Source organism: Parapusillimonas granuli, assembly GCF_013416525.1.
Taxonomy (GTDB): domain Bacteria; phylum Pseudomonadota; class Gammaproteobacteria; order Burkholderiales; family Burkholderiaceae_B; genus Parapusillimonas; species Parapusillimonas granuli.
In genome coordinates this window covers 168011-187421 of record NZ_JACCEM010000004.1, presented here as the reverse complement: position 1 = coordinate 187421, position 19411 = coordinate 168011, and the positions used below count along the sequence as shown (strand labels likewise).

Annotated in this window: 16 protein-coding genes; all 16 read right to left on the bottom strand. The window is 63.4% G+C overall.

The annotated features are described in order from the left end of the window. Nucleotides 1-143: 143 nt before the first annotated feature. Nucleotides 144-383, bottom strand: a complete 240-nt coding sequence (locus H0A72_RS08515) for a helix-turn-helix domain-containing protein (RefSeq protein ID WP_180154649.1) — start codon at nt 381-383, stop codon at nt 144-146. 373 nt (nt 384-756) lie between these two features. Continuing rightward, the gene (locus tag H0A72_RS08510; protein WP_180154648.1) at nt 757-3915 is read right to left on the bottom strand and encodes a tetrathionate reductase subunit A; all 3159 of its coding nucleotides are present in this window, start codon (nt 3913-3915) and stop codon (nt 757-759) included. Continuing rightward, entirely contained in the window at nt 3912-4934 is a 1023-nt protein-coding gene (nrfD, locus tag H0A72_RS08505) for an NrfD/PsrC family molybdoenzyme membrane anchor subunit (RefSeq protein WP_180154647.1), read from the bottom strand. The genes H0A72_RS08510 and nrfD overlap by 4 nt, the downstream gene beginning before the upstream one ends. Nucleotides 4935-4948: 14 nt before the next feature. Beyond that, the gene (gene dsrO / locus H0A72_RS08500; RefSeq protein WP_180154646.1) at nt 4949-5737 is read right to left on the bottom strand and encodes a sulfate reduction electron transfer complex DsrMKJOP subunit DsrO; all 789 of its coding nucleotides are present in this window, start codon (nt 5735-5737) and stop codon (nt 4949-4951) included. 184 nt (nt 5738-5921) lie between these two features. Next, a complete protein-coding gene (locus H0A72_RS08495; protein WP_180154645.1) occupies nt 5922-6560 on the bottom strand; it encodes a response regulator transcription factor in 639 nt (212 codons plus the stop codon). After that, the gene (locus H0A72_RS08490) at nt 6520-8433 is read right to left on the bottom strand and encodes a sensor histidine kinase (protein WP_218953233.1); all 1914 of its coding nucleotides are present in this window, start codon (nt 8431-8433) and stop codon (nt 6520-6522) included. Before H0A72_RS08490 ends, H0A72_RS08495 begins: the two co-directional genes overlap by 41 nt. 271 nt (nt 8434-8704) lie before the next feature. Further along, a complete protein-coding gene (locus H0A72_RS08485; protein ID WP_180154644.1) occupies nt 8705-10642 on the bottom strand; it encodes a 2Fe-2S iron-sulfur cluster-binding protein in 1938 nt (645 codons plus the stop codon). Further along, nucleotides 10639-12093: a cbb3-type cytochrome c oxidase subunit I gene (locus H0A72_RS08480; RefSeq protein WP_180154643.1), complete on the bottom strand. Its 1455-nt coding sequence runs from the start codon at nt 12091-12093 to the stop codon at nt 10639-10641. Before H0A72_RS08480 ends, H0A72_RS08485 begins: the two co-directional genes overlap by 4 nt. Continuing rightward, nucleotides 12090-12641 carry a hypothetical protein gene (locus H0A72_RS08475; RefSeq protein WP_180154642.1) on the bottom strand — a complete coding sequence of 184 codons (552 nt, stop codon included), beginning with the start codon at nt 12639-12641 and terminating at the stop codon, nt 12090-12092. The genes H0A72_RS08480 and H0A72_RS08475 overlap by 4 nt, the downstream gene beginning before the upstream one ends. Next, nucleotides 12625-14115 (bottom strand): hydrogenase iron-sulfur subunit, encoded by a 1491-nt coding sequence (locus H0A72_RS08470; RefSeq protein WP_180154641.1) that lies wholly within the window; start codon nt 14113-14115, stop codon nt 12625-12627. Before H0A72_RS08470 ends, H0A72_RS08475 begins: the two co-directional genes overlap by 17 nt. A 32-nt stretch (nt 14116-14147) precedes the next feature. Then, nucleotides 14148-15053: an SCO family protein gene (locus tag H0A72_RS08465; protein ID WP_180154640.1), complete on the bottom strand. Its 906-nt coding sequence runs from the start codon at nt 15051-15053 to the stop codon at nt 14148-14150. A 22-nt stretch (nt 15054-15075) separates the two neighbouring features. Further along, on the bottom strand, nt 15076-16005 hold the full coding sequence (cyoE, locus tag H0A72_RS08460; protein ID WP_180154639.1) for a heme o synthase: 930 nt from the start codon (nt 16003-16005) through the stop codon (nt 15076-15078). Between the two features lie 54 nt (nt 16006-16059). Then, nucleotides 16060-17751 carry a cbb3-type cytochrome c oxidase subunit I gene (locus tag H0A72_RS08455; protein ID WP_180154638.1) on the bottom strand — a complete coding sequence of 564 codons (1692 nt, stop codon included), beginning with the start codon at nt 17749-17751 and terminating at the stop codon, nt 16060-16062. Between the two features lie 28 nt (nt 17752-17779). Continuing rightward, nucleotides 17780-18319: a cupredoxin domain-containing protein gene (locus H0A72_RS08450; protein WP_180154637.1), complete on the bottom strand. Its 540-nt coding sequence runs from the start codon at nt 18317-18319 to the stop codon at nt 17780-17782. Between the two features lie 25 nt (nt 18320-18344). After that, entirely contained in the window at nt 18345-18515 is a 171-nt protein-coding gene (locus tag H0A72_RS08445) for a hypothetical protein (RefSeq protein ID WP_180154636.1), read from the bottom strand. Nucleotides 18516-19135: 620 nt separating this feature from the next. Then, the gene (locus tag H0A72_RS08440) at nt 19136-19402 is read right to left on the bottom strand and encodes a type II toxin-antitoxin system HicB family antitoxin (RefSeq protein WP_180154635.1); all 267 of its coding nucleotides are present in this window, start codon (nt 19400-19402) and stop codon (nt 19136-19138) included. Nucleotides 19403-19411: the final 9 nt, after the last annotated feature.

The following is a 19411-nucleotide window of genomic DNA, read 5'->3' as shown; positions in this document are numbered from 1 at the left end:
AGCTCTGAGCCCGCCCAACGACCATACTTTTGCACGAGCATGGAGTAATCATTGTGGCCCATTTGATTGGCGATGAAGACCAGGTTGCCGCGTGCCGTCAGATTCCGGCATGTTGCGGTGCCTGGCCGCTCCTTCAGCTGCCATCACGCTGCTCCTGTTGGTTGATTCGCCGTGGGTTTATTGTCCAAAGGCCATTGCCGGGTCTTGAGCATGAAAAGCTCAAAAAGCCCCGGCGGCATGGCGCGCTCACCCGACTCCCACTGTTGCCATGCACGCATGGATACGCTGACGGTTCTTGCCGCTTCCGTTTGAGTCAGGCTGGCCGCCTGGCGTGCGTGGCGAATCGCTTCGGGAGGTGGGCTGCACGGCTTGGCGTGGGTCATGGCTCTATGGGGATCGCCTAAGCGCCATACGCTTGGCGACGGATCAATGGTGAGTTGCCATGATACACTCATTGAGTGTTTTTTTGCAAAGGGCCTGTACGTTATCCAGGGGTGTGCCACATGCAGCCGGTGACTTCGGCAAATCGTTTTATCAGCAGCCAGCGGCTTGGGCTGCCCAGGGCGTTCTCCCTATTTCGTCGGTGCTGATGCGGCGACCGGCATAACATGAGATTAGCGTCAGCATGCGGTCTCGGGGCTCTTGCGCCAAAGACGCATGCACATATGCAATGACGCACCCTTTTGGATGCGTCATTGCGCACGATACGTCAGTGCGATTGAGTCAGTATTAAGAAAGTGCTGAAGAAGCCGGGCGTCAGGTTATTTTCACCACCCTGGCCGGTAAGGCCTGGCGCACGGCGGCGCCCGATACCCAGTCCACCCAGATATTATCCTTCTCGGGGCGGGTCGGGTCGGCAAAGCCCAGGGCATTCAGATTGACCCCGCTGCCATGCTTGGGGTTGTGTGCGGTAGGCTGGCCATCCACCCATTGCGGCGCTGCCCCCAGCTGCTTGTGTCCGTAGCCGTGCTCGATGGCAATGGCGCCCTGCTGAATACCGGCGCGCACCAGCGCCACGCCTTCGACCGACCCGCCCGGCGTGCTGACCCGGATACGGTCACCGTTGGCGATACCCAGCGCCTGTGCGTCTTCCTTGCTCAGGGAAATGGGGTTGTGGGGATGAACCTGACGCAGCCTGGAAGCGGCAATCGACATGCTGCTCATCAGGTTGGACTTGTATGAGCTCATGGTCAGCGGCCAATCTTTTTCAGGGAAATGATCCCGCATGGCGCTGCCGTCGGCAAAGCGCGTGGGATACCAGGTGGGGCAACCGACCAGCCGTTCGCCCGTCATGGAGTGACGCATGGCGGCGACGCTTTCATTCCAGAAATTGATGGGAGCCTTGGGCTTCACCTTCAGCCTGTCGCCGTCCCATGCATTTTCAATGCGGTCGAAACGCCCGCCCCGGCTCATGACCATGGCGACCCGGCGCACTTCTTCGGGCTTGAGGCGTTCGGCAATCGTAGGCATCCACCGCGTCAGGCCGGTAATGGCGATGTCGTCGTCTGATGCTTCGCCCACCGGCTTGCCGGCCTGGTAGGCAATATTGCAGACGGCGCGCACATAAAAGTCTTCCGGGCTTTCCAGGTCCAGTGGCTCGCCGTCACGGGTGGACATGGCGTTCTTGCCGAAGCCGGGCAGGCCGATTTGTTTGGCAATGGCGAACAGCAAGGTTTCGAAGCGGATATGCTCGCCGTCGGCAGTCTTTGCCGTAGCGGGTTCGACGGTGGGCCAGCGCACGGTGGAGCTTTTGGCGATCACGTCGGCCCACGGTGCGCCGATGCCCCAGCTCTCATAGGTCACCGTATCCGGCACGATGTAGTCGGCCAGCGCCGAGGTCTCATTGATGAACGGGTCCACCGAGATGAACAGCGGCAGTTTGGCCGGATCCTTCAGCGCATCAGCCAGCGTGTTCTCGAAACCGCACATGGCATAGATGGGGTTGCTCATGTGGTTGATCCAGGCCTTGATCGGGTAGGGGTAGCCCAGCAGGCCGGCGGCCAGCATTTCGCTGCTAAGGCCGCCCACGGCCGGGTACCAGGGCGCCCTGGCCGGATAAGGATCCTGCCCGGCCTCCTGCTTGCGTTTGAATTCGCTCGTGCGTTCGTAAGGGAACCGGTTGCGCGACAGCGCTACGCCATGCGCCTTCACCGCGCCCTTGAACTGTGCGAAGTTGTAGCGTGGCCCGGGGCCAAAAGGCCCGAAAGGGCCGGCGTCCATGACCCAACCGCCCTTCACATTTAGATTTCCGATCAGATTGTTGAGCGTGGCAATTGCGAAAGTGGTGTAGAAGCCCGCGCCGCTCATGGTGCCGCCGTGCGAGTTGGCGACCGCCTTTTTGCCGTGGCTGGTGAATTCTCTGGCCAGGCCTTCGATATCCTGTACCGGCACGCCGCACTGAGCGGAATACGCTTCCATCGTCATGCGCCGCGCTTCTGCTCGCAGCTTGAACAGCGACGAACAGACCTTGAGTTCACCGCCGTCGCTGCGTTCTTTTCCGACCGTGTCCACAATGCGGGACACGAAAAGCTCCGCCGGCCGAGCGGTGGTGTGCGGCGCCAGGCTGCCGTCGGCTAGTTGCACCACATAAACGTCTTGAGCGGGCGTCTTGCCATCAGCCGCTTGGGGCAGCGGCCAGCCGAGGTCGGCACCGCGCAGGAAACGGCCATAGCTGGGGTGATCGGGATCGTTGATGAGCAGATGGGTGGCGTTGCTCCACCAGGCTTCGCCGGCTGCTTCCATGGCAGCCGGGCCCGGCTGCGACAGGAACTTGGCGTCGTAGCGCTCGTTTTCGAGGATCCAGCGGATCATGCCCATCACCAGGGCCAGGTCGGTGCCGGGCCTGACCGGTAGCCAACGGTTGTTGGCGCCTGCCGCATGGCTGGAGGACATGGGCAAAATAGGTGAGACAACCACGTATCGGTAGGTATTCTCATTGCGCGAACGCGCCTCGGCCAGCTCGCGGCCCATGCGCTGGAAGGGGTTGCCGGACTGCGCCGGGGCTGTGCCGATGAACAGACCGAAGCGCGAGTTCTGCCAGTCGGGCTTGCCGTGAGGCATGGACACCAGGTCGCCCAGCGCGGCGCCGGTGCCGACCCGGTAGGATTGCCCGCAATACGACCCGTGATTGCTGACGTTGACCGTGCCGAACGCTTGATGCGCAAAACGGTTGATCAGCGGCGTGCGGCCTTCGTTGGCCGAATCCGTGACGAGCAACTGATTCGACTTCGGACCATATTCCGGATTATCGGGATCGATCAGGCTCTCCACGTCGCGCACGGCGCGCAGGCCGTCGACATGCCCTTCCCCGAAAAGATCGCCGCCTTCGCAGATTTCCTCAATCAGCTGTTCAAAGGAAATCGTCTGCCATTGGCCGGAGCCGCGCGTGCCGACCCGCTTGAGCGGTTGCAGTACCCGATGCGGCGCGGTCTGATGCTCCATCATCGCGGATCCGCGTGCGCAGGACGTGGCGCGTCCTTCCAGACCGTTGTCGCCGCCCAGCATGGCATAGACTTCACGCACCGGCTTGTCCATGGGCGCATGATTGGTGGTGGCCAGCGGGTGATAGGGGTTGCCGGCGATACGGATGATGCGGTTTGTGGCGGTATCCACCCGCACCCGCACGCCGCATTGCGTCCAGCAGCCCAGGCAGCTTGAAGGACTGACTACCTGCCCGGGCTGGGTCTCCAGCAGGCCGGTGGCCGGGTCGATGCGGAATTCCGGCTGCAGCGAATTGCCGCGCACCGCATCGGCGGTCGGTGCCCCGGCGGTTCCCGAGATCAGGCCCCTGGCGCCGCGCACCAGGGTTTCACCATAGCCGGCGGCGAAGGCGGCGGAGCCACCTGCGATCAGGCCGCTGCGCAACAGGTTGCGGCGCAAGGTGTTGGGGGCGGATGGTTTCTTTTGATCACTCATGACAACACTCGCTCTTTATGTTCCAGCGCCCACAGCACTGCCGTCAGCACGGCGACGCACAATCCGAAGACTCCGATAATGCCCATGAGCCCGTCACCCCCCAGGGGGATGGAATAGACGTACAACCCGGCGCCATATTTGGGTACGCCCTGCACTCCCATGAAGAGCGCCCAGCGAAAGCCCCAGGCTGCAGCGCACGCCGCTACGCCCAGCAGGACCAGCATGGCTTTTGATTCCAGCCACCAGCCCGGGCGCAGCCACATGGCTAGCACGATCGCCCCCAGCGCCACCGACAACCACAGGCTGATGCGCCAGATAGGGAAATTCGTGTAAAGCTCAAGCGCTTCGCGGAACGAGGGCGTCTGCATGACATAGCCGCTGGCCATCCAGACGGAAGCCACAGCCAGCAGGGCCAGGCTCATGAAAAGCCCCAGCTTGCCGAGCCAGGCACGCACGGCCACGTCACGCCCGGCGGGCACCCACAGCGTCAACAACAGTGCCGCGCCCACCGCCGCCAGCCACGCCGTCAACGCTAGATTCACCGGCACCCATGGGTTGTTCCAGAGCAGACGCGCCCTTACCACGGCAATTTCCGCACCCGTATACACCACGATGCTGGCGGCTGATATCACCAGCGGCACAGCCAAAAAACGCATCCAGCGCCTGGACCCCAGCCACCAGGCCAGGCACAGCCCCAGCGACAGCGTGACGAACAAGGGCAGCAACACCGCCCCCATCGACATCCAGGACCATGGCGTGAAATGCGCATAGAAATGCCAGAAACGCGCTGGCTGATGCAGGTCGGCCAGCAAGGACACCGGCGCGGTGACCACCGTGACCAGCAAGAGCACGATGATCAGTGGCAATGCCTTGCCTGCCGCGCTCTCCGGCCGCGACCAGACTCCCCAGGCCGCCATCAGCGCGGCGCCGGTGGACATGCCCACCAGGAAGAAATATTGCACCGCCCAGGGGAGCCAGGCGGCCTCGTAGTGCGGGGTCAGCAATTCTATGATCTGCATGATGACTGCCTCCTTCAAAGCGTGTCGACCAGGCGTACGCTGGCTTGTCCGTCCACACCATCTACGAACTCATCGGGCAGGCCGATGTAGAACACACGTGGCGAAGTGTTCATGCCCGGCTTGAGCACTTTTATGTCGTCTTTGTTCGTTTCCATCTGGCGATTGATTTCGCTGTTCTCGTCCAGCAGATCGCCGATTACCCGTGCACCGCCCACACAGCTTTCCACACAGGCGGGCAACAGGCCGGCCTCCAGCCTGTGCTCGCAGAACGTGCATTTGTCGGCAGTCTGGGTTTCATGATTGATGAAGCGCGCATCGTAGGGGCAAGCCTGCACGCAATAGCCACAGGCCACGCAACGCTCATTGTCCACCAGCACGATGCCGTCTTCCCGCTGGAAGGTGGCCTGGACGGGGCATACTGGCACACAAGGCGGGTTGTCACAGTGGTTGCAAAGGCGCGGCAGGCTGACCATGGCCGGCGCGCTGCCATCGTCCTTATCGATTTCGTACTGCAGGACGGTGGTGCGGAATTGGCCGATGGGGGGCTGGTTTTCCACCGAGCAGCTCACCGTACAGGCTTGACAGCCTATGCATTTTCGCAGGTCGACCAACATGCCGTAGCGCTTGCCGGGAATGCCGGGCCGACGCGGCGGCTGATCGCCCATGGCCGCCTGTACGGGCATGATGGGTATGACGGTGGCGGCGGCGCCAACGCCAAGCAGCTCTTTGAGAAAGCCGCGCTTGCTCTGGCATGGGAGGGATGCTGGGGCATCGCCTTGTACGGAGGGGGCGGCAGGTTTCATCGGGATTCAACTCTTGCAAACAGTCATGTCTGCAGGATAAGAAGATCCCGCGGGCTTGCCTATTGGCATATCGGCGAGCGCGATAGATGAAAGTACCTATGTATCCCGACCAATCATGCCTATGTTGGGCAGGATTTGCCGAAGGGCGCCCTCTCTGATGCGCTGCATCCCGTCCCGGCTTGGTTCAAGCCAGAGAGTCGGGGTCCGCCGCCAGCATGAGCCGGGTCAGTTCCGTCGCGTTGCCGACCCGGGCCTTCTCCATGATGTGCTGGCGGTGAACATGCACGGTTTTTTCGCTGATGCCCAGTTTGTGCGCCACCACCTTGTTGGGGCTGCCCAGCGCCACCAGGCGCGCCACTTCGCGCTCCCGCGGCGACAGGCGTTCCAGCCGCGCTTGTGCTTCCGACTGGCGGGAGTTTTCGCGTTGGCGGTCGCGGGTACGGCGCACGGCCTGGTCGACGGCGTCGAGCAGGGCCTGGTCCTTGAAGGGCTTTTCAAGAAAATCGCAGGCGCCGGACTTCATGGCCTGCACGGCCATTTCCACATCGCCATGGCCGGTCATGAAAACGATGGCGCTTTCCCACCCCCTGCCCAGCAGAAGCTGCTGCAAGGCCAAGCCGCTCATGGATGGCATGCGGATATCCAGCAGCAGACAGCCCATGTCGGCGGGCGGGCCTTCATCTTCATGTTCGGCGAGAAAGGCCTCTGCGCTTTCATACTCCACTACCGTACAGCCGACCGATTCCAGCAGGAAAACGACCGAACGCCGGAAGGCGGCGTCGTCATCCAGCAGATAGATGGCCAAGTTTTGCGTCATGTTCATGTAAAGGCAGGCTCAGAGAAAAAATCATCCCGGGACCCCGGGGAAGATCGGCGTCCGTCGGTTCACGGTCGGCGCGGCTGCCCAGCAACTGGCCACCATGGGCTTCCACAATACCTTTGCAGATGGAAAGCCCCAGCCCGAGGCCGTCTTCCCTGGTCGTATAAAACGGCTCGAACAAATGTGCAAGCGCTGCGTCTTCCATGCCGGTGCCGAAGTCTCTCACATGCAGCCAGACCCAGCCTTGCTCTTGCCTGAGCACAAGGGTGATACGTTGTTGATCTGGCGGCAAGGCCCGCATGGCGTCCTGAGCATTCTTGAAGAAATTCAACAACACCTGCTGGATCTGCAAGGCGTCGGCCTTGACCTTGCTGCCTGGCGCCAGCTTATCCACGACCTGGATTCCAGGGACCTGCACTTGCATGCCCTGGAATAATGCCACGGTTTCATCCACCAGATGACGCAAGACCAGCCAGTCCCGCATGCCGGGCCGCTTGCGGGCAAAGCCTTTGATGCGCTTCAGAATCCCGGCGGCGGAATCGGACAGGGTCACGATGCTTGTCGAAGCCTCCCGTACAGCGTCATCCGTGAGCCGCCCGTTTTCCAGGCGCCTCAACAGGCTTTGCGCATAGTTGCTCACGCCCGCCAGCGGCTGGCTGAGCTCATGGGCCAGCGTGCTGGAAATCTCCCCCAGCACCGAGAGGCGTGCCAGGTGGTCCGCCTGTTCCTGGCCGGCGCGCATGCGCTGCTCGAGCGCTTCACGATCGCGCAACGCCTGTTCCAGAGCTGCTGTGCGGGTGCGCACCAGATATTCCGTGCGGGCGGTATACAGCCCCCAGAAAAATAGCCCCAACAGCAGCAACATGCCGAACTGCCAGTATTGCCGGACCAGGCCGCTCAGCGTTGTACCACGCAGATACGCGTAGGGGCCGATCTGCAATTCCCGGAAGACATCGTGCACCACCTGATAATCGGCAGGCACGCCCCAGCTCATGCCATGGGTATCGGCGTCCATGCGCAGCAGCGCGATTGCCACTTGGCGAGCCATGGTCGGCGGCGTGTCACGCAGGCTGGCGAAGGGCCAATTGGGATAAAGGCGGGTGGATATCATGCAACCCAGCGCTGGCTCATAGCGTCCTGACAATACTTTGTAGCGTGTCTGCCAGTCAGGCTGATTTTCCATCAGGCAGGCGCGGACCACACCCGCATCGGCCTGCCCCTCGTTCAGCGCGTCCAGCACTTTCTGCATGGGAAAGCCGGTGAACTTCAAGGCATCGAGATCCCGGGACGGCTCCATGCCCAAATCAGCCAGTTCGCGCCAGACGGTCTGATAACCGCCGAAGGCATCTTCAGCCGTCGCGGCCAATACCCTGCCGCGCAGGTCATCCAGCGTTTCCAGTCCGCGTCGGTCCCGCAGCGCCACGACAGCGGCACCCACCGCGATATTCGATGCCGGAAGATGCCCGTGTTCCAGGGTGGCAATGCGGCCTATGCCGTGATCGGCTTCCAGCTCCACGTACTGGCCAGGATTGGTCAGCACGAAGTCGAGTCTGCCGTCCGCCACGGCGCCGCGCAAAGTGTCCAGATCGCCATAGAGAATTTCGTGTCGATACTGCGGCAGGGCGTCTTCAAGATAGCGTTGCAGGTCCCGCCATTCTTCCGAGGCGGGTTCCTCGCCCATGTAGGCGAGGATTCCCAAGCGCAGCACGGTATGTTCATCACCCTGCTGTGTACTGGACGCGGCGGCTGGCGGGGACCGCGGCTTCCTTTCCTGTGCCCATGCTTGAGACCCCACTGCAAGCGACGCAACGAACATAGATACCACGACCCACGCAACAATCACGCTCATTGCAGACGGCTGTTCGGCGGCCTCCATCTTGACTACGCTTCCACTCTGGCGGCATCTCTGGTCCGGCGCATGGACGCTGCCGCCAGCGCCGTCACGGCAAATATCAATGGGATGAAAGACACCCAGAGCATCATGTTCCAATTTCCCATGAAATTTTCATTTTCCCTGCTTTGAATCCATCACGCAAACCATATAAAGCGCCCGGCACCAGAGTGGCTGGGCTCTTCTGTGGAACTCGACTGATACTGGAGGCTCAGCAGAGCTGATATCTCGCTAAAAAAACCGGGATAGCGATGGACTAGCCATTCCGCGCACCCTGGGAATTCGGCACGAACGCGTCCGAAAAGCAGAAATCCTCCGCCAGCCCGTGCGATAGAAAATCCGGCACCGCCGCGTCGACCATGCGCACCGAGCCGCAGACATAGACCTCATACCCATTGAGGTCCGGATGGTCGGCCAGCAGGGCCTGGTGCACCAGGCCGCGCCGGCCCTTCCAGGAGTCCTCGTCCGCCGATCCCGAGAGCACCGGCACATATTTGAAATTATCATGCTCGGCCTGCCAGCGTTCCAGCTGGTCCTGAAGATACAGGTCGTCTGCGGCGCGAGCGCCCCAGTACAGCTGGATGGGGCGCCGCACGCCGCGGCGGAAGGCGTCTTCGAGTATGCTCCTGATCGGCGCGAAGCCCGTGGCGCCGGCGATCATCAGGATGGGGCGTTCGCTGTCGCGCAGCGTGAAGCGGCCGATCGGGCCCTCGAAGTCGATGTGGTCGCCGACCTGCATGCGCTCGAACACATGGGTGGTGAAACGGCCGCCTTCGACCCGGCGCACGTGCAGTTCGATGATGCCGTCATCGGGCGAAGGCGCGGGCCGCGCTGGGTCGGGCGGCGCCTTGGCAAAGGAAAAAGAACGCTTGGCGCCGTCATCGAGGATGATGTTGATGTATTGCCCCGCCTGGTAGTTCAGGACCTTGCCGGGCGGCAGCGCGATGAACAGGCGCATGAGATCCGGCGTGAGCCGCTCCATGCGCTGCACCCGGCCTTGCCAGTGCTGCAATGCCTGCGCTTGCCCGGGCGACAGCGACGCGACGCCTTCGACTTCGAACTCGACGTCTTCCAGCGCAACGGCGCAGCACATCAAGGCCATGCCGCGCGCGCGCATCGCCGGAGTCAGTGCCGCTTCCTGGTACGGCCCCAGGTCGACGCGTCCGTTGAGCACCGTGCAGACACAGACACCGCAGCCTCCCGAGCGGCAATCGTAGGGCAAGGCGAGGTCGGCGCGCAAGCCGGCTTCGAGCAGGGTTTCATCGGGGCGCGCCACGGCGCGCGCGGGCCCCGGGTGTATGGTCAGGCTGTAGGCCGCGCCGGAGCGGCGGTGCAGCTTCAGCCACGGCAGCGCAACGCCCACCAGCGTCAGGCCGACGGCCAGCGCCCAGACCAGGCCCAGGCGGCCTTCCTGTATGAGCGGAAAGACGGGCAGCAGGAACCAGTCCAGGGAAAGCTCCAGCGGTACGGTGTGCAGGTCGGCCGGCCCTTGGCTGGCGACCGGCACGGCGATGGAAACCGCCGCCAGCGTCAGCATCAGCGCCAGCGCCATGGGCCGCGGCGGCTGCGTGCTGGCCTTGGCGACGCGCTGCACGTGTATCCACATCAGCAACAGCAGCAGCAAGGGGATGCCGATGTGCATGAACACCAGCAGCGAGAAAAGGCGATTGGTGACGTGCTCGGGAAGTATGAAGTTGCGGATCAGCCGGCCGTCGAAGCCGGGCAGCCAGTCCAGCCATTCGAAGCTGGCCTGTGTGATGAACTGCGCCAGGCGGTCCCAGGGCAGCATGAAACCGTTGACGCCGGAAACATAGGTCAGCCACAACAGCCCCACGCCGGTGACCCAGGAAAACGCCCGGAATCCGCGCAGGCGATCGAGCGCGAAATAGCGCAGCATGTGCAGCAGCATGGTCAGCACCATGGCGTCGGAACCATAGCGGTGCAGTCCGCGCATCAGGTTGCCCAGACCCCAGGCGCCGTGGGATACCGCTTCCACCGACCGGTAGGCGCCTTCCACGCTGGTGTCGAAAAAAGCGTAAAGCACCAGGCCGGTAACGGCGATCACCCAGAACAGGAAGAAGGAAATCTTGCCCAGGTGATAGAAAGGGTTCATGCGGTTGCCGAAGGCGCGATTGAACACCGCTTCGACAGCCATGAATACGGCCCGCAGTGTGCGCTGTACGAGGGTGATCATGCTGTGCCGTCCCGTCGTCGTTCAGTGAGCGCGGCCGGCGCCCCGCGCATGGCGCGAATCACCACCAGGGCGAACAGCATGCCGCCGGCAATGGCCAGCAGCCCGCCCAGGCCCATCAGGCCCATGCCCGCGATTTCGCCGGTGCTGCGCAATACCTGCTCCGCGCCGGCCACCTTGCGCTGCACCCCGTAGCCGCCCGACCACATCAGGCCGATGATGTGCAGCAGCTGCCCGCCGCCGAACAGCCAGGGCTGCAGCACAGCCATGCGGTCCGAGGGCGCGGCATAGCCGAGCTTGGGCAGCAGCCAGTAGACCATGCCCATCAAGGCCAGCGTGACGCCCACGATGCTGCCGTGGTAGTGGGCGGGGATGCGCACGTTGCTGCCATTGATGGTCAGTCCGATCAGTCCGCCGGCCACGAACAGCAGCAGCGACGCCAGGACGGCCGCCCGCAGCGGCCGCAGATTCGGCGCCAGCCGCCGCAGCGGCGCGAGGCCCAGCAGCACCGCCAGCATCAGCGGGGCGATGGCCATCCCGCCGCCCAGGCGCATGGCCCAGGTGTGCATGTTGCGATGCTCCACGCTGCTGATGTCATGCATGAGATAGGCCAGCGGCGTCACGAAGACGCCCGCCAGCGCCAGGGTGAACAACAGCAGCACGATGCGCGGGCTGAGCGGCACCTGGCCGCCGCAGGCATGCACCAGGACCAGCCACGACACCAGCATGAGCAGCGTCCAGGTGAACTGCAGTGCATGGCCGCCGCCCCAGTAGAGAATTTCATAATAGGCATCGGCCGGCAAGCCGGCGGGCATCGCCAGCACGGACCAGCCGAAGGCCAGCAGCGCCACCGCCGCCGCGACGGCGCTCGCGTGCAGGCCAAACCGCAGGGCGCCCGTGCCGTCGACCGCGGGGCCGATGGGAACCGTGCAGATCATGGTGAGCAGCACGAGCAGCAGACCGCCCGCGGCGAAAACCAGCAATGCGGCACGGAAGGCGGCGCTGTCTATCATGGGGATGTAGTTGGCCATGATGGCCGCGCCTGAATCGATGAATGGCGCGAGGGCCATGCCCAGCGCGCCCGCCGCGCACAGCGCCCATGCCAGCTGCGCGGCCAGGCGTGTCCCCGGCGCGATCGCGGGCCGGAGATTGAGGCTCCACAACATGCCGGCGATGGCGACGAACCAGACGAGAACCGAGAGATCGACGTGCACCACCAGCGCCACGCGGAAGAAATCGCCCCCGGGCAGCAGCGTGTTGATCCCCGGTGTGCGCGCCAGCACCAGCAGCACGGAAAACAGGCCCGAGCCGAGCAGCGCCGCCAGCGCGAGCCGGAGCCAGGCGCGCGCCAGCCGGCGGCTGCCGGCCGTCGTGCCGGGCAGCACATAGTGCGCGGGAGTGGAAGCCGTAACATGGCCCTTGGCGTCGTGGGCCGATACCGTATGTGTATTCATAGCAGTACGATGCCGCCTTTCTCGGCATCGAAGTCAATGACCAGAACCTGGCCGGGCACCAGCGTCACGTTGGCGTCGTGTTCATAGACCCGCGCTCCCGGCCGCACATCGTCGTTGAAGCGCACGCTGATTCGCTGCTTGCCGGCGGACACCACCAATCGCTCGTAGATGGCCGCGGCGCCGTCCTTGGACAGGCCGCCGGGCTCGGCCACGCGCTGCAGCATCCTGGCGCCGTTGACGTGGACTTCCATGCTGAGCGGTGAACGCTCGCGCGGGCACCGTATGGGGTCGCGCATGTTGGGCGGCAGCTTGGCCAGTTCCTCGTCGCTCAGCCGCCGGCATTCGCCGACCGGCTGGCCCAGGCGCGCAACGCTGACCTTGATCAGCGCCTCGTCCTCGCCTATGGGATGATAGGGCGGCCATTGCGTGAACACGCCGATGACCAGTGCAAACAGGCCGTACAGCAGGAATTGCCCCAGCCACCGGACGGGACCCGCGGGACGGCTCTGCGGCGTGGCGGCAACGATGGGGTCAGTGGATGATTTCATTCGCGTTCATGCTCATATGAGGTGACATGGCCCGTATGCGTTGCCGCAGGCCATGCAAGGCTTTGTCCAGCAGATGTTCTTCGCCGGCTGCGGCAAAAGCCAATTGCAGGCGCGTGGCCGGCGCGTGCGCGCGCAACTGCGGCTGGCGCCGCCGCGTCAGGCGTTGCGCCATCCAGCGTTCTCCCAGGCGGAACTCGCAGCCCCCTTCACGGCAGGCGGCCACCAGCACGCCCGCCGCGCCATGGCGCAGGGCGTACTCGATAAAGGACGGAGGCAGCTGCCCTGCGCACAGCAGGTCGAGCACGTGCAGGTCGGCGCCGCGCAAATGGACGCCGGACGATCCGTGCCGACACGAAAACACCACGATCGGCCGCTCCGCCGTCGACGCCGCCAGATGGGCGCGCAGGCGCCGGCGCAAGGCATCGACGGGCAGCTGAGGCAGGTCGATGCCGGTGACCAGCCGCCGGCCGCCGCGAAATGGGGTGGACGACGGGCAGGCTCCGGCGCAGATGCCGCAGGCCGTGCACAGGTCGGCATCCACCCGCGCCAGCAGATGCCCGGGACGGCCGTCGGGATGGGGCGCCATGGTCACTGCCGCATAAGGGCAATCGACCGAACACCAGGTGCAGCCGCTGCAGTTTTCCGGGTTGATCACGGCCACCGCGGCACGCGGCGCCCGCGACAGAAACGGCAAGGCCAGCAACAGCAGGACGGCGCCTCCGGCCAGGGCCAGGGTAAAGCCCCGGGACGTGGCGTCGGTGAGCGGGTGCAGCCACAGCAGCAGCCAGTCCAGACGCAGTTCCGCCGGTACCCGGTCCAGGGCGGCCGGCGCGTGGCTGAGCACCGGGCGCGCCAGCGCCAGCAGGGCCAGCACCAGCACGATTCCCGATGCCAGGCGCCTTGGCGGCAGCATGGCGACATGCGCCAGGCGCTGAATATGGAACCACAGGCCGAACAGCAACAACAGCGGCACCCCTACGTGCACGAAAATGAACAATGAAAACATCCGGTCGCTGAATGCCGCATGCGAAAGGAAGTTCCGCGCCAAGGGCGACGCCAGCAAGGGCAGGGCGTCCAGCCATTCCGCCGTGGACAGCGCCGAATACTGGCCCAGCTGGTCCCAGGCCAGCCAGAAACCGCCGATCGCGCTGATGAAGCAAAACACCAGCGACGGCACGCCCGTCAGCCAGTGGAAGCGGCGCGCGCCATTTGCATGGCCGTGCAGCCATTCCCGCAGGACATGCAGAAACACCGCCAGCATGAGGAGATCCGCGGCATAGTGGTGCAGGCCGCGCAACAGCCGCCCCAGCCCCAGCGGCAAGTGCGCCAGGCTTTCGACCGAGAGCCAGGCGCCGCTGACCGAGGTGTCGAACAAGGCATACAGCACGATGCCGCTGGCCGCCAGCAGCCAGAGCGCCAGGAAACCGATCGTGCCCAGGTGGCGCAGCGGATTCAGGGCCGAACCGAACGCCATATCGAAATACCGTTCGACGGTTCGCCAGCCCTTCAGCCCTCTCTGCCGGAGACCGCGTGTGTTGTTGCGGGACATGACAAACCCGTTTGGCGATGCTGGCGTCTTTGTCGGCGCCATTCGCCAAACAGCCAGATGAACATGGTCAGGAAAAACAGCAGACCACTTACCAACTGCAGTATCAGTTTCCAGTCATAGCGGTATTCCCCGGTCCTGGCGTCGTAGACGGTGCACAGGATGCGCACGCGCTCGATCAGGTGATCGAGGGCGCCGGACACGGTTTGCGGCTGCTCGTAAAGCAATAGACGGCGCAGGGGCGTGCCCAGGCGGTCGGCGCGCAGCATGTCGCCCATCACCTGGCTGTGGATGCGCCCCTCGGCGTCGACCACGGTGACGCCCAGCACGTGATCAAAACCCGCGGGCGTCGCGACCCAGCTGAAACCGAAGGCGCGCGTCAAGGCCTCGACCTCATTGGGCCTGGGGCTCAGGAACTCCCAGTTCTGGTGATTGATGCGGTGCTGCGAGGCGAAGGCGCGCATGGCGCTGGGGTCGTCGAACGGCTGGTTGAAGCCGATGCTGACGACGTTGAACTGGTCTTCGCCCAGCATATTGTCCAGACCCTTGACCGCTTCGTGCAGGCTGCGCGTCTGGGCGGGGCAGATTTCAAAACAACCAGTGTAGATGAAGCTGACCAGCAAGGGCTTGCCGCGATAGCGGCTCAGCCGCAGTGTCTTGCCGTTGCGGTCGCGCAATTCGAAGTCGGGCACCACGCGGCCCACCGCGTCTTCGGCCAGGCGAATGGCCTGGGCTTCATCGAGAGCCGGGAGCGCGCCGGGCGCGCGCGGCGCCGCGCCGACGCCGGCCGCCAGGGCGCCGCCGGCGAACCAGGCCAGCACGCCGGCGCACAGCAGGGACCTCCAGCGCGTCGGGCGCCGGGGCATCGAATGCCGGAACGGAGCCGGTTCAGCGCAATGCCGCATCGAGCCAGACCCCCAGAATGAGCACGCTCAGCTGCATCATGGATGCAAAGAATGCCGCCATCGCGCGCGCGCGCACCGGCTCGCGGGCCAGGGCGGACGTCTTGCGCAGGAAATTCGCGCCGCCCAGCACGGCCGCCAGCCCGTACGCCCAGCCGGCGCCGAAACCCAGCGGCAGCAGCGTGGCGGCCACCAGCGCCATCGTGCTCCAGTGCACGATGCGGGCGGCGCGCTCCGGCCCGACGACCACCGGCAGCATGGGCACGCCGGCGGCGGCGTACTGATCGCGGTTGGCGATGGCCAGGCTCCAGAAGTGCGGGGGCGTCCACAGCAGCAGCACCAGCGCCAGCAGCCATGCCAGCGGTCCGAGCTGCGGGCTCACGGCCGCCGCGCCCGCCAGCACGGCAAAACCGCCAGCGGCGCCGCCTATGACGATGTTCCACGGCGTGCGCCGCTTCAGTCCAACGGTATAGACCAATGCATAGGTCAAGGCGCCCAGCAGTACGAACAGGGCGGCGACCCAGTTGGTGGCCAGGCCGGTGGCCGCCACGGCCGCGGCCAGCATGGCCAGCATGAGCGCCAGCCAGCGCGGGCCCCGCTGCAGCGCGCCGCTGGCGAAGGCGCGGCCTTTCGTGCGCGCCATGAGGCGGTCGCTGTCGGCCTCCACATACTGGTTGAAGGCGCCCGCGCTGGCCGAGGCCACAAGCACGCCCAGCGCCAGCACCAGCGTCTGCCAGGGCGTCACCAGCCCGTTGGGGACGATGGCCATTCCAGCGAGCGCCGTAAACATGATCAGCACGCCGATGCGCAGTTTGAACAAACTGAGCACCAGCCGCCAGCGCGGGTGCACGGGGCAGACGGCCGGCGCCGGCGTGATCAGCGTGGGCGGCGCAAGAGAGTTTTCAGTGTGATTCATGCTCTACTCCAGCAACCACGCCTGCCTGGGGCGGCAGGCGTGTCAGAGTGTTGATCAGCTCAAACCCCACAGGGTGGACAAGTACTTCCAGTTGATGAAGTAATAGACCACGAAGGCCACCAGGAAGACCATGGCCAGTGCGAAAGTGCCCGGCGCGGTGAAGCCGATCGAGCCATACGTCTGGGCCGCCACGCTGGGAGACGCGCGCCCCACGGGCGTGAAGTTCGGGCTGGCCGCGCCTGCCTCCAGCTTGCGGCCCCACAGCAGCGAGCCCAGCATGATGTAGATGAAGATTATCCCGCCGGCGATGGCCGCGATGCCGCCGACGCCCACCAAGGCCATCATCAGATAGGCGGCGCCCGGCCATTCATAGGCCATTGCGGCGCCCTGGAAGGCCATGTCCCAGTGGCGGCGCGAGACCCCCAGCGTGCCCGCCCCCATCATCACCAGGCAAAGGAAGTACATCGACAGGCCGAACACGTAGGGCTGCCACTTGGCCAGCGTGGGGGCGATCAGTTCACGCCTGAACAGCACGGGGATCAGATAATAGGTGACGCCCATGAAGGTCAGGGTGGTGCCTATGACCACGGTGGCGTGGAAGTGCCCCGGCACGTAGATGGTGTTGTGAATGATCAGGTTGAGCTGTTCGGTGCCCATCATGACACCGGTAATGCCGCCCAGGAAGCCGAAGCCGATGAGGGAAATGAAGACCGACGAAAAGGCGGGATTGCTCCAGGGCGCCTTGCGCAGCCATTCGAACAGGCCTTTCGTGAAGCCTTTCTGGCGCTGCGCGACTTCCATGGCGCCGGGTACCGTCAGGCCGTGCAGCATCGAGGCCAGCACCGCAAGGTACATGAAATAGCTGGTGTTGGTGATTTTCCAGGCCGTGGACAAGCCGGGGTCGCCCAGCAGGTGGTGCGCGGCGGCCAGCTGCAGGAACAGGATGTAAAGGAAGAAAGCGATGCGGCTGACGCGTTCGCTCATGGGCTTGGCGCCCAGCACCACGGCGGCGATGAAATACCAGATCGTGACATGCATGGCAACGTTGACCTGTTGCGACGAATGTCCCAGCGCCCACCATACCGTGCGGTAGATCAGGGGGTCGACCGTCATCAGGCCCATGGACATCAGCCAGGCCGGAATGATGATGAATGCGCCCGACAGCAGCGTGAACACCATGATGATGGCGGCCGTCAAACCGCCGAACGTGACCAGGGGCATCGACCCTTCATAGGTCTTTTCTCGCTGCGCCACGACCAGCGTGCCGAAGAACACGGCGCAGCCGATCAGGGCGCCGACGGCGAACAGGATGATGCCCAGGTAGAAATTCGGCTCGGCCATCATGGGCACGTAGCTGGTCATCATCACGCTGGAGGCGCCGCGGAACACGGCGACGTTGTTCAGCACCGAACCGATCGCCATCAGCGCAAAACCCAGCCAGGCGAGCTTTGGCGTCGCGATACGGCATCGCAGCAGCACCGAGGCGCAGAAATACAAGAATGCGACCTCGAAGAACATGAGCCAGAAAATCAGCATGTCGAGGCCGTGGGCGGTAAGCACCATGTAGAAGGTATGGGCTTCCAGCCAGCGGATCGCCGGCCAGCGCGTAAGCACCACGCCTATGGCCAGGATGCCGCCGAACGCCAGCCACAATATGCCGGCGACGATATTGAATTTGATGAGTCGTTCAGCGTCGCGCTCGAACTGCAGGCCGGAGCGCGGGCAGGTACGGTAAGTCGTTGCCATGGTTTGTCTCCTGATTTTTCTTGTTTTTTTATTTAACGTATAGGCGGCTCACCATGCGGTGATGGCCCAAGCCACAATATTCATTGCACACGAGCGAATAGGTTCCAGACTCGTTCGGGGTCACCGTTACCACGTGCTCGAAACCCGGTACCATCTGAATATTGATATTGGCCGGCTGCAGTGAGAAACCATGGTTGTAATCCAGGGCCGTAAGGTGCAAGCGGTAGGTTTTGTCTTTTTCCAGCTCCAGAATGGGCCAGAAACTCCATAGGCGCGCCAGCAGATAGACATCGCTTCCGGCCGGCGGCGCGACAACGGGGATTTTCTCTTCGGTTTCAGTGCGCACGGTGTATTTATCCACCATGGCCTGTGTTTTTTCCATGAATTGCGCCGACGTGCTGCGGTAGGTTTCAGTGGAAAGGTTCTGCTTGCCCCATATATGCCAGCCCGTCATCATGGCGAACAAGATAATGCACCATGTAAGGGCGATGGCGATCCAAGTCCCTTCAACCCTGTCGATCGGGTGCTTATACCAAAGCCGGTCTGCCGGCGGAAGAATAGCGCTCATTTTTCTATACTCCGGATATTCCAGGTCATTGGGCGGTGGGCAGCAGCAGTATTTCTATGACTCCCCACAGGTTGTAGACGATCATCGGGATCATCACCCCCAGGGTAAGCAGAATGAACGGACTGTCCAGCAGTCGCTGCATCCATGGTACGGGCGCATCGACATCGTTTAGATTATTGTGATCAGGCGTTGGCATGGTTATTTCTCCATCTTTCAGCGTGCGGGACGATCAGCGCCGTTAAACATTAGTGACCAAAAAAAAATACGTCAATAGTTTGCGGCGGCGATCCGTCCGATGCCAAACATAGATCAAGATTGGGTCGGGTTTAGAGGCCCGCGCTGAGGCCGGATGTGGCGTTTTTGCAGGGCTTCGGCGTTGCGTGGCGGGGCGCGTCGCTGGCTCGTGCGGGGTGGAGTTTCGCGGGGGCGCTGGGGTTGGGTGGGCGTTCCTGGCTTATGCAGAAAAGCGAAAAGCCGCGTATAGCGGCTTTTCCATTTTGTGCGATCTCTCAGTTGTTAGCATTCAGTACGCATATTCTAATCAGATATCCTATTGAAGAAATAAAATAGTGTGGCTGGATTTAAAGGGAATATAGGAGGCGCTAATGCCGTTTCGCTATCGGTTGGCACTGGACTGGGTTCTGCCTCGCTTGGTTGGGCAATCGTCGGAATAAACCCTGAAAATAATCCGACAGCCATTCAAGAGATTACTGAAGTGCACTAACGGAGTAAGGGCTGCGGCCTAGATCCATGATGCGCGTTACCTCTTGTGGCCGCATGCCCATCATTCTGGCGAGCTCCGCTTGTGTCACGCGGCTATCCAGGAAGGTATTGAGTAACAGCACCTTGGCGTATACGCGCTGGGTGGTGCGGCACCAACCGTTCGCCCGGGAGAGCGGCGGAGGGAGCTGGAACGTTGCGTCGGTTTTCGAAATAGAAATCCATGGCGGTGACGAGCGCATCCTTGGCCATTTCCATGGCTTCCTCCTCGGTATCGCCCTGGGTGATGGCTTCGGGGATGACGCGAAAGGTGACGACGAAGCCACCTTCTGGAGCAACTTCAAATTGAGCAGGGTAAAACATAGTGGCTCC

What these genes read in the sequence shown, in the direction of transcription:
- H0A72_RS08515 (WP_180154649.1), bottom strand. Translation starts at nt 383, where the DNA reads ATGACCCACGCCAAGCCGTGCAGCCCACCTCCCGAAGCGATTCGCCAC.
- H0A72_RS08510 (WP_180154648.1), bottom strand. Translation starts at nt 3,915, where the DNA reads ATGAGTGATCAAAAGAAACCATCCGCCCCCAACACCTTGCGCCGCAAC.
- nrfD (WP_180154647.1), bottom strand. Translation starts at nt 4,934, where the DNA reads ATGCAGATCATAGAATTGCTGACCCCGCACTACGAGGCCGCCTGGCTC.
- dsrO (WP_180154646.1), bottom strand. Translation starts at nt 5,737, where the DNA reads ATGAAACCTGCCGCCCCCTCCGTACAAGGCGATGCCCCAGCATCCCTC.
- H0A72_RS08495 (WP_180154645.1), bottom strand. Translation starts at nt 6,560, where the DNA reads ATGAACATGACGCAAAACTTGGCCATCTATCTGCTGGATGACGACGCC.
- H0A72_RS08490 (WP_218953233.1), bottom strand. Translation starts at nt 8,433, where the DNA reads ATGGAGGCCGCCGAACAGCCGTCTGCAATGAGCGTGATTGTTGCGTGG.
- H0A72_RS08485 (WP_180154644.1), bottom strand. Translation starts at nt 10,642, where the DNA reads ATGATCACCCTCGTACAGCGCACACTGCGGGCCGTATTCATGGCTGTC.
- H0A72_RS08480 (WP_180154643.1), bottom strand. Translation starts at nt 12,093, where the DNA reads ATGAATACACATACGGTATCGGCCCACGACGCCAAGGGCCATGTTACG.
- H0A72_RS08475 (WP_180154642.1), bottom strand. Translation starts at nt 12,641, where the DNA reads ATGAAATCATCCACTGACCCCATCGTTGCCGCCACGCCGCAGAGCCGT.
- H0A72_RS08470 (WP_180154641.1), bottom strand. Translation starts at nt 14,115, where the DNA reads ATGGCGTTCGGTTCGGCCCTGAATCCGCTGCGCCACCTGGGCACGATC.
- H0A72_RS08465 (WP_180154640.1), bottom strand. Translation starts at nt 15,053, where the DNA reads ATGCCCCGGCGCCCGACGCGCTGGAGGTCCCTGCTGTGCGCCGGCGTG.
- cyoE (WP_180154639.1), bottom strand. Translation starts at nt 16,005, where the DNA reads ATGAATCACACTGAAAACTCTCTTGCGCCGCCCACGCTGATCACGCCG.
- H0A72_RS08455 (WP_180154638.1), bottom strand. Translation starts at nt 17,751, where the DNA reads ATGGCAACGACTTACCGTACCTGCCCGCGCTCCGGCCTGCAGTTCGAG.
- H0A72_RS08450 (WP_180154637.1), bottom strand. Translation starts at nt 18,319, where the DNA reads ATGAGCGCTATTCTTCCGCCGGCAGACCGGCTTTGGTATAAGCACCCG.
- H0A72_RS08445 (WP_180154636.1), bottom strand. Translation starts at nt 18,515, where the DNA reads ATGCCAACGCCTGATCACAATAATCTAAACGATGTCGATGCGCCCGTA.
- H0A72_RS08440 (WP_180154635.1), bottom strand. Translation starts at nt 19,402, where the DNA reads ATGTTTTACCCTGCTCAATTTGAAGTTGCTCCAGAAGGTGGCTTCGTC.